Origin of the sequence: Chitinophaga solisilvae, assembly GCF_009928525.1 — a bacterium.
Taxonomy (GTDB): domain Bacteria; phylum Bacteroidota; class Bacteroidia; order Chitinophagales; family Chitinophagaceae; genus Chitinophaga; species Chitinophaga solisilvae.
This window is the reverse complement of sequence record NZ_JAABOK010000027.1, coordinates 52523-59825: the sequence shown is the minus strand read 5'-3', so window position 1 is coordinate 59825 and position 7303 is coordinate 52523. Positions and strand designations below refer to the sequence as shown.

Genomic DNA, 7303 nt, shown 5'->3' with positions numbered 1-7303 from the left:
AGTATCTGTACTCCCTAATTTACGGGCCGCAGATACCGCGTTCTCTTTGCCAGATATTATGCTACGTACTGCTGACAATTTTTGTTTTAAACTGTATTTAACTCGTTTATCCATAAAAATACCCCCCAAAAGTGTCTAACTTTTGGGGGGCATACCAGATTAGCTCTTCGCTTCTACATTCGTAATTCGCAATTCGTAATTCGTAATTGTTTTAAAGTAGAATTCCTTTCATCAACGTATACGCTACGCTGAAATAAATCAGCAATCCCGTCACATCCACCAGGGTGGCTACGAACGGGGCCGATGAAGTAGCGGGGTCTGCGCCTATTTTTTTCAGGAGCAGGGGGAGCATGGAGCCGGAGAGGGTGCCCCAGAGTACAACGCCTACCAGCGAAAAGCCTACAGTAGCACCTATGAGAACGGTATGGTCCCCGTAGGTATGAAAGAGGGAGTTCCAGAGCAGGATTCTGATGAAGCCGATACAACCCAGGACGCCGCCGAGCAGCAGTCCGGAGATCAGCTCCCGGCGCATCACGCGCCACCAGTCGCTGATGGTGATTTCTCCTAACGCCATTGCCTGTATGATAAGGGTGGAGGCCTGGGAGCCGCTGTTGCCGCCGCTGGAAATAATCAGTGGTACAAAGAGGGCCAGCACCACGGCTTTGGCAATTTCGTCCTCGAAGAAGCCCATAGCCGTTGCCGTTAGCATTTCTCCGATGAACAGGACTACCAGCCAGCCGACGCGCTTTTTTACCAGCTTGAGCAGGGGCATATCGAGGTAAGGCTCATCCAGGGCTTCGGTACCACCAATCTTCTGAATGTCTTCCGTATGTTCTTCGTTGGCAATCCATAACATATCGTCGATGGTAACAATACCCAGCAGTATGCCCTGGTCGTCAACTACGGGAAGGGCTACCCTGTTTTCCATCCGGAACACCTGGATGGCTTCTTCCTGGTCGTCGTTCGCGTGGAGAGACACAAAGCGGTCATCCATCAGGGTATGTACCACGGTGTCCGGTGATACAAGCAGGAATTCACGGATCCGGAAGTCGTCCAGCAGCTGGCCTTTTTCGTCGATTACATAGATAACGTCGATGGTTTCACTGTCTTTTCCGTGTTCGCGGATATAGTTAAGTACCTCTTTTACAGTCCATTCTTCCCGGACGGCAATATATTCCGGGGTCATGATACGGCCTACGCTGTTTTCCGGGTAACCCAGCAGGGACAGGGTGATGCGCCGTTCTTCAGGGTCCAGCAGTTTGATCAGCTCTTTCACTGCTTCGCTGGGAAGCTCCTCCAGGAAGGCAGTACGGTCATCCGCAGGGAGTTCGTTCATCAGTTCGGCAATCCTGGCCGGCGGCAACGCCCTGATAACGTCTTCCTGCAACGGAAAGTCCAGGATACGGAAAGCTGCTGCCGCTCTGCTGATCGACAGGGTGTTGATAATGACGCCCGCTTCATCCGGGTCCTCATGTATCAGTTCCGCTATATCCGTTATTAGCTGGTCATCCAGGTACACTGACAGTTCTCTGTAATTCTTTTCTTTCACCAGTGTGCTGAATTTCTCCAGTAATGCTTCGTTTTCCATGTACAATTTGACTCTATGCGCGAAAATAAGTTAAAATAGAAAGCTTCCGGGCAGATGCTACAATAATTCTCCCACATGCAGGCGTATGTTGGTGCAGATGGTATCTGTAGGCAGGTCGTTGGCGTCTCTGCCGAAAGGGTCTTCTATTTCTTCCGCAATGAGTTCCAGGCTGGCCAGTACAAAGAAGATGAACACCACCATGGGGATGATGAGGTAACCCAGACTGAACACATATCCGAAAGGCATCGTCATGATATAGAAGAAGATGAATTTCTTGATGAACACGCTGTAGCTGAAAGGGATAGGCGTATTCTTGATACGCTCGCAGGCGCCGCATACATCCGTGAAGGTCTGCAGCTCATTGTTCAGGATAATCAGCTGATCGCCACTGAGTTGCCCGTCCCGGTGCAGTTCCATGATTTTGCTGGTCATCTGCTGCGCCAGCTGATTAGGTACATGTTTGCTCAGGTCAGGGTGAAAGTCTGTGCCTGGCACGGCTTCCATCTCTTGCGGCAGGTACGTTTTCCGCAGGTGATTTTTCAGGCTGTAGGCATAGTTGGGAATCATGGCCCTGAAATAGGCGCTGGCGCCAGGGTTATCCGGCAGCATGGCCCTGATCTTGATGGCGAAGTTACGGCTGATGTTCACCAGCGTACCCCATTGCCGGCGTCCTTCCCACCAGCGGTCATACGCGGTATTGGTACGGAATACCAGGAGCAGGGAAATGACAAAGCCCAGCAGGCCGTGCATCAGGGAAATATTCTTCAGCTCACTGTTGGACGACAGCTTCCATACCGACAGTTCCAGCCAGGCAATCAGGGCGGAATATATGGACAAGGCAATAAACATAGGGAAAAGCTTCCGTACGGTATCCGCCTTATGAATGCGGAAAATGAAGGTGAACCAGTCTTTCGGGTTATAATTGATCATATAAAACGATTAGCGTTGTTGCAGGCTTTTAATACCCTGTTAACCAAAAGGTAACAAGTAAAAGCAATATTTTCGGCCGCAAACCTAAAATTTTTACACATGATTTTGATAACTTCCTTCTTTAACTTTACTTTACGCCTTCTTTTATACTGAATTAGCGCTATGATAAAGCCGTACTTGTACATTGATAAGTCAAAAGGAAAAGGCAGGGGTGTCTACACAAAAGAAAGAATCCCCGCCGGAACGAGAATCGAAACTTCGCCGGTGCTTGTGCTTTCCAACGACGATACCGGAATTGTGGACCAGACAAAACTCCACAACTATATTTTTCTCTGGGGCGTGCGCGAAACCCGCTCTTGTATAGCGCTGGGCTTCTGCTCCATCTACAACCATGACTACGATCCGAACTGTGAGTATGAAATGGATTTCGACGCCGAAACCATGAGCATCATCACCCGCCGGGAAATCAAAAGAGGAGAGGAACTGTTCATTAACTACAATGGAGACGTTACCGATACCTCCCCGGTATGGTTTGATATGAAGAAGAAAAACGGACAAACCAAATAAATTTCATTTGAGATTTTATTATTTGAGATTTGGTTATTAAAATGCAGCGGAGGTCCACATTATAATAATATACGCGAAAATCTCCGCTGCATTTAAATAACCAAATCTCAAATAATAAAATCTCAAATGAAATTGTTTTTTTTTACTAATATTGTATAAGTGCTTATATAATTATGATGATAAACCCGGATCATCTTTTTCTAATGACCTCCGCCCGTTATCATCTTTTTAAAGAGAAAATATGTAAGTGCTTATATATTTTACGGATAAAGGACTGATGATCCCCGCAGATCTTCGCACACATTCGTAATTCGTCATTTGTAATTCGTAATTAAATAACATGTCATTCTACCAGTCTCTCGGTTATCTCGTGTTTGGCAGCCGCCTTCGCCGGCTGAGTGAATATTTTCTGATGGAGGTGAACAAGGTGTATGAGCAGGCAGGAATACCTTTTGATGCCAGTTGGTTTCCGGTATTCTACCTGTTATCTAAGCACCAGTCCATGCCCATGATTGATATTGCCGAGCAGCTGGAGATATCCCACTCTGCCGTGAGCCAGATGGTGACCAACCTGAAAAAGAAAGGGCTGCTGAAAACCACGCCCTGTAAGGAAGACGGCCGCCGCCAGCTGGTAGCCTTTTCGAAGAAGGGAGCAGAGATGCTGCAGCAGATACAACCGGTATGGGAGGCCATCTCTGCTGCCATGGAAACACTGGTATCAGAAAACAAACAAACACAACACCTGCTCGCCGCTATTGCGCAGATAGAGCAGGCAGTACAGCAACAGCCGCTGTCAGCGCGCATCGGTGCTGCCCTGCCGGAATAAAAATAACACCTGTATCATACACCAGAACAATATATACATACACCAAAACAATCAGTCATAAATCAATGCATCATGAGTGATATTTTTAAATACGGCATAGACCAGCTGACCGTAGGCACTGTGCTCGACATTGCCGCCGGTAAGGTAAAAGGGGTGCTGTCGCCGGAAGTGATTGCCAGGGTGGAAGCCAGCCATGGATACGTACAGGAGATAGTGTCGCAGCATACTACCGTATACGGTATCAACACCGGCTTTGGCCCTTTATGCGATACCAAAATTTCAGAAGAAGATACCCGCGCATTGCAGTATAATATCCTGCAAAGCCATAGCGTTGGCGTAGGAGCGCCCATCCCGGAAGAGATTGCCCGCATCATGCTCATCACCAAAGTGCATGCACTCGCACAAGGCTTTTCCGGCGCCGCCCTCGCTACACTGCAACGTATCATCTGGCACATCGAAAACCGTGTAACGCCGCTGGTGCCTGAAAAAGGCTCTGTAGGCGCATCCGGGGACCTGGCGCCATTATCTCACCTGTTCCTGCCGCTGATAGGCCTGGGCCATGTATATTACAAGGGCCAGAAAACCGCTATGGCAGATGTTTTACAGCAGGAGGGACTGTCGCCCGTAATACTCGGTCCCAAAGAAGGCCTGGCCCTTATCAATGGTACCCAGTTCATTCTGTCTTTCGCCGTGAAAGCCGTACAACGCCTGCATAATGCCCTCGAAGCGGCAGATATCATCGGCGCGCTCTCCCTCGAAGGACTCATGGGCACCGCCAAACCATTTGATCCGCGCTTACACGCCATACGCCCGTTCCCCGGTAATCAGCTGGTGGCGCACCGCCTCAAAACCATGCTGGACGATTCAGAGATAATGGCATCGCATGTAGACTGCGGCCGCGTTCAGGACCCGTATTCCCTGCGCTGTATGCCACAGGTACACGGCGCTTCCCGCACCGCATGGCAGCACCTCCTGCAACTTACTACCATCGAACTGAATGCAGTCACCGATAACCCGATCATTTTCAGCGCTACCGATACCATCAGTGGCGGTAACTTCCACGGTCAGCCAATGGCGCTGCCGCTGGACTACGCCACCGTTGCGGCCGCAGAGCTGGGCAATATCTCCGACCGCCGCAGCTACATGATGATAGAAGGCAGATACGGACTGCCCAAACTCCTGATCGAAGACGCCGGCCTGAACTCCGGTTTCATGATACCGCAATACACCACCGCTGCCCTGGTAACAGAGAATAAAACCCTCTGCTTCCCCGCCAGCGCCGACAGCGTACCTACTTCTCTCGGACAGGAAGACCACGTGTCTATGGGATCCATCAGCGGCCGCAAACTCAACCAGGTAATCGGCAACCTCGAATACATCCTGGCCATTGAACTGTTGTATGCCGCACAGGCCGTGGATTTCCGCCGCCCGCTGAAATCAGGTCCCATCCTCGAAGCAGTACACCGCTACACCCGTGAAAAAGTTTCCTTCGCAGCGAAAGACCGCGTCTTCGCCTACGATATAGAAGCACTCCACCAGATTGTAGCTGACCAGTCACTTGTGCGCGTTGCCAACGAAGCTGCCGCACAGCATCAATTACCTTTAAATGGCATCTATCATGAACAGTTTGGACTTTATTAAAACATACGCGGCACACCCGCAATACAAAGCGCCACGCGGCACTGAGCTGCACGCTAAATCATGGCAGACAGAAGCTCCGCTGCGCATGCTCCTCAACAATCTCGATGCCGAAGTAGCCGAAAACCCGGATGAACTGGTTGTTTACGGCGGTATCGGACAGGCTGCCCGCAACCGCGAAGCACTGCAGAAAATTATCGAACAGCTGCTGGTGCTGGATGAAGAACACTCGCTGCTGGTACAATCCGGTAAGCCCGTAGGTGTAGTACGCACACATCCGCAGGCGCCGCGCGTCATGCTGGCCAACAGTAACCTCGTGCCGAAATGGGCTACCTGGGAGCATTTCAACGAGCTGCGCTCCAAAGGACTGATGATGTACGGACAAATGACTGCCGGCAGCTGGATCTATATCGGTACACAGGGCATTCTGCAGGGAACCTACGAAACCTTTATGGAATGCGGCCGTCAGCACTTCGGCGGTACCCTGAAAGGGAAGCTGGTAGTAACTGCCGGTATCGGCGGTATGGGCGGCGCACAGCCACTGGCCGCTACTATGGCCGGCGGCGTAATGCTGGCTGCAGACATCGACCCTACACGTATCCAGAAACGAATCGATACGCGATATATCGACCGGATGACCTACTCCTACGAAGAAGCAGTAGCCTGGGCGAAAGAAGCCGTAGCCAAAGGAGAACCGCTGTCTATCGGTCTTGTCAGCGATGCCGGCGATATGCTGGAACGCCTGCTGAAAGATAATATCATCCCGGATGTATTAACAGACCAGACTTCCGCGCACGATCCCATCAACGGATACGTACCGAATGGCCTCACGCTGGAAGCCGCACTGGAACTGCGCAAGAGCGATCCTGCCCGCTACCGCGAGCTGTCGCTGAAAAGCATGGCCCGCCACGTTGGCTTCATGCTGGACATGCAGCAGAAAGGTGCTGTCACCTTCGACTATGGCAACAACCTCCGCGAATTCGCCAGAGAAGGCGGAGAACCCAATGCATTCAACTTCCCCGGCTTCACGCCTGCGTACATACGTCCGCTTTTCTGCGAAGGAAAAGGACCTTTCCGCTGGGTAGCGCTGTCCGGCGATCCTGAAGATATATACACCACAGACCGCGCACTGATGGAGGCTTTCCCGGAAAATACACACCTCATCAACTGGCTGAAACAGGCACAGGAAAAAGTAGCCTTCCAGGGATTACCTGCCCGCATCTGCTGGCTGGGCCTGGGAGAAAGAGAGAAAGCCGGCCTCATCTTCAACGAACTGGTGAGAACAGGTAAAGTGAAAGCTCCGATCGTGATCGGCCGCGATCACCTGGACTGCGGCTCCGTAGCCTCTCCCAACCGCGAAACAGAAGCGATGAAAGACGGCTCTGATGCTGTCAGCGACTGGACACTGCTCAACCTCATGTCTAATACCGGCGGTGGCGCTACCTGGGTATCCTTCCACCACGGCGGCGGCGTAGGTATGGGCTACTCCCAGCACGCCGGCATGGTCGTTCTCGCCGATGGCACCGACCGCGCCGCCGCATGCCTCAGCCGCGTCCTCTTCAACGACCCGGCCATGGGCATCTTCCGCCACGCAGACGCCGGCTACGAAAAGGCGCAGGAGTGGGCAGATAAATTCGGAATAAACATTTAATTATTTGAGATTTGGTTATTTGAGATTTGGTTATTTAAAATGCAGCGAAGACCTTAGTTAATTGTATTCGCTTATATCTCCGCTGCATTTTAAATAACCAAAT

The 7303-nt window shown here is 51.1% G+C and carries 6 protein-coding genes; 4 read left to right on the top strand and 2 right to left on the bottom strand.

The window, feature by feature from the left end; all coding sequences use genetic code 11:
• Window positions 1-211: 211 nt before the first annotated feature.
• Window positions 212-1588 (bottom strand): magnesium transporter, encoded by a 1377-nt coding sequence (gene mgtE / locus GWG06_RS29780; RefSeq protein WP_127044547.1) that lies wholly within the window; start codon window positions 1586-1588, stop codon window positions 212-214.
• A gap of 57 nt (window positions 1589-1645) precedes the next feature.
• On the bottom strand, window positions 1646-2518 hold the full coding sequence (locus tag GWG06_RS29775) for a bestrophin family protein (RefSeq protein ID WP_127044548.1): 873 nt from the start codon (window positions 2516-2518) through the stop codon (window positions 1646-1648).
• Window positions 2519-2680: 162 nt separating this feature from the next.
• On the opposite strand from GWG06_RS29775, the gene GWG06_RS29770 reads away from it, so the two are divergent.
• The 4 genes from GWG06_RS29770 to hutU all read left to right on the top strand — a co-directional run bounded on the left by GWG06_RS29770 (window position 2681) and on the right by hutU (window position 7200).
• Window positions 2681-3085 carry an SET domain-containing protein gene (locus tag GWG06_RS29770; protein WP_127044549.1) on the top strand — a complete coding sequence of 135 codons (405 nt, stop codon included), beginning with the start codon at window positions 2681-2683 and terminating at the stop codon, window positions 3083-3085.
• 340 nt (window positions 3086-3425) lie between these two features.
• A complete protein-coding gene (locus GWG06_RS29765) occupies window positions 3426-3911 on the top strand; it encodes a MarR family winged helix-turn-helix transcriptional regulator (RefSeq protein ID WP_127043563.1) in 486 nt (161 codons plus the stop codon).
• A 72-nt stretch (window positions 3912-3983) separates the two neighbouring features.
• A complete protein-coding gene (gene hutH, locus GWG06_RS29760) occupies window positions 3984-5552 on the top strand; it encodes a histidine ammonia-lyase (protein WP_160718098.1) in 1569 nt (522 codons plus the stop codon).
• Window positions 5530-7200, top strand: a complete 1671-nt coding sequence (gene hutU / locus GWG06_RS29755) for a urocanate hydratase (protein WP_160718097.1) — start codon at window positions 5530-5532, stop codon at window positions 7198-7200. The genes hutH and hutU overlap by 23 nt, the downstream gene beginning before the upstream one ends.
• The last annotated feature ends 103 nt before the right edge of the window (window positions 7201-7303 follow it).

Bases quoted from the DNA above. Each gene is read 5' to 3' on its own strand.
- mgtE (WP_127044547.1), bottom strand. From the start codon at position 1,588: ATGGAAAACGAAGCATTACTGGAGAAATTCAGCACACTGGTGAAAGAA.
- GWG06_RS29775 (WP_127044548.1), bottom strand. From the start codon at position 2,518: ATGATCAATTATAACCCGAAAGACTGGTTCACCTTCATTTTCCGCATT.
- GWG06_RS29770 (WP_127044549.1), top strand. From the start codon at position 2,681: ATGATAAAGCCGTACTTGTACATTGATAAGTCAAAAGGAAAAGGCAGG.
- GWG06_RS29765 (WP_127043563.1), top strand. From the start codon at position 3,426: ATGTCATTCTACCAGTCTCTCGGTTATCTCGTGTTTGGCAGCCGCCTT.
- hutH (WP_160718098.1), top strand. From the start codon at position 3,984: ATGAGTGATATTTTTAAATACGGCATAGACCAGCTGACCGTAGGCACT.
- hutU (WP_160718097.1), top strand. From the start codon at position 5,530: ATGAACAGTTTGGACTTTATTAAAACATACGCGGCACACCCGCAATAC.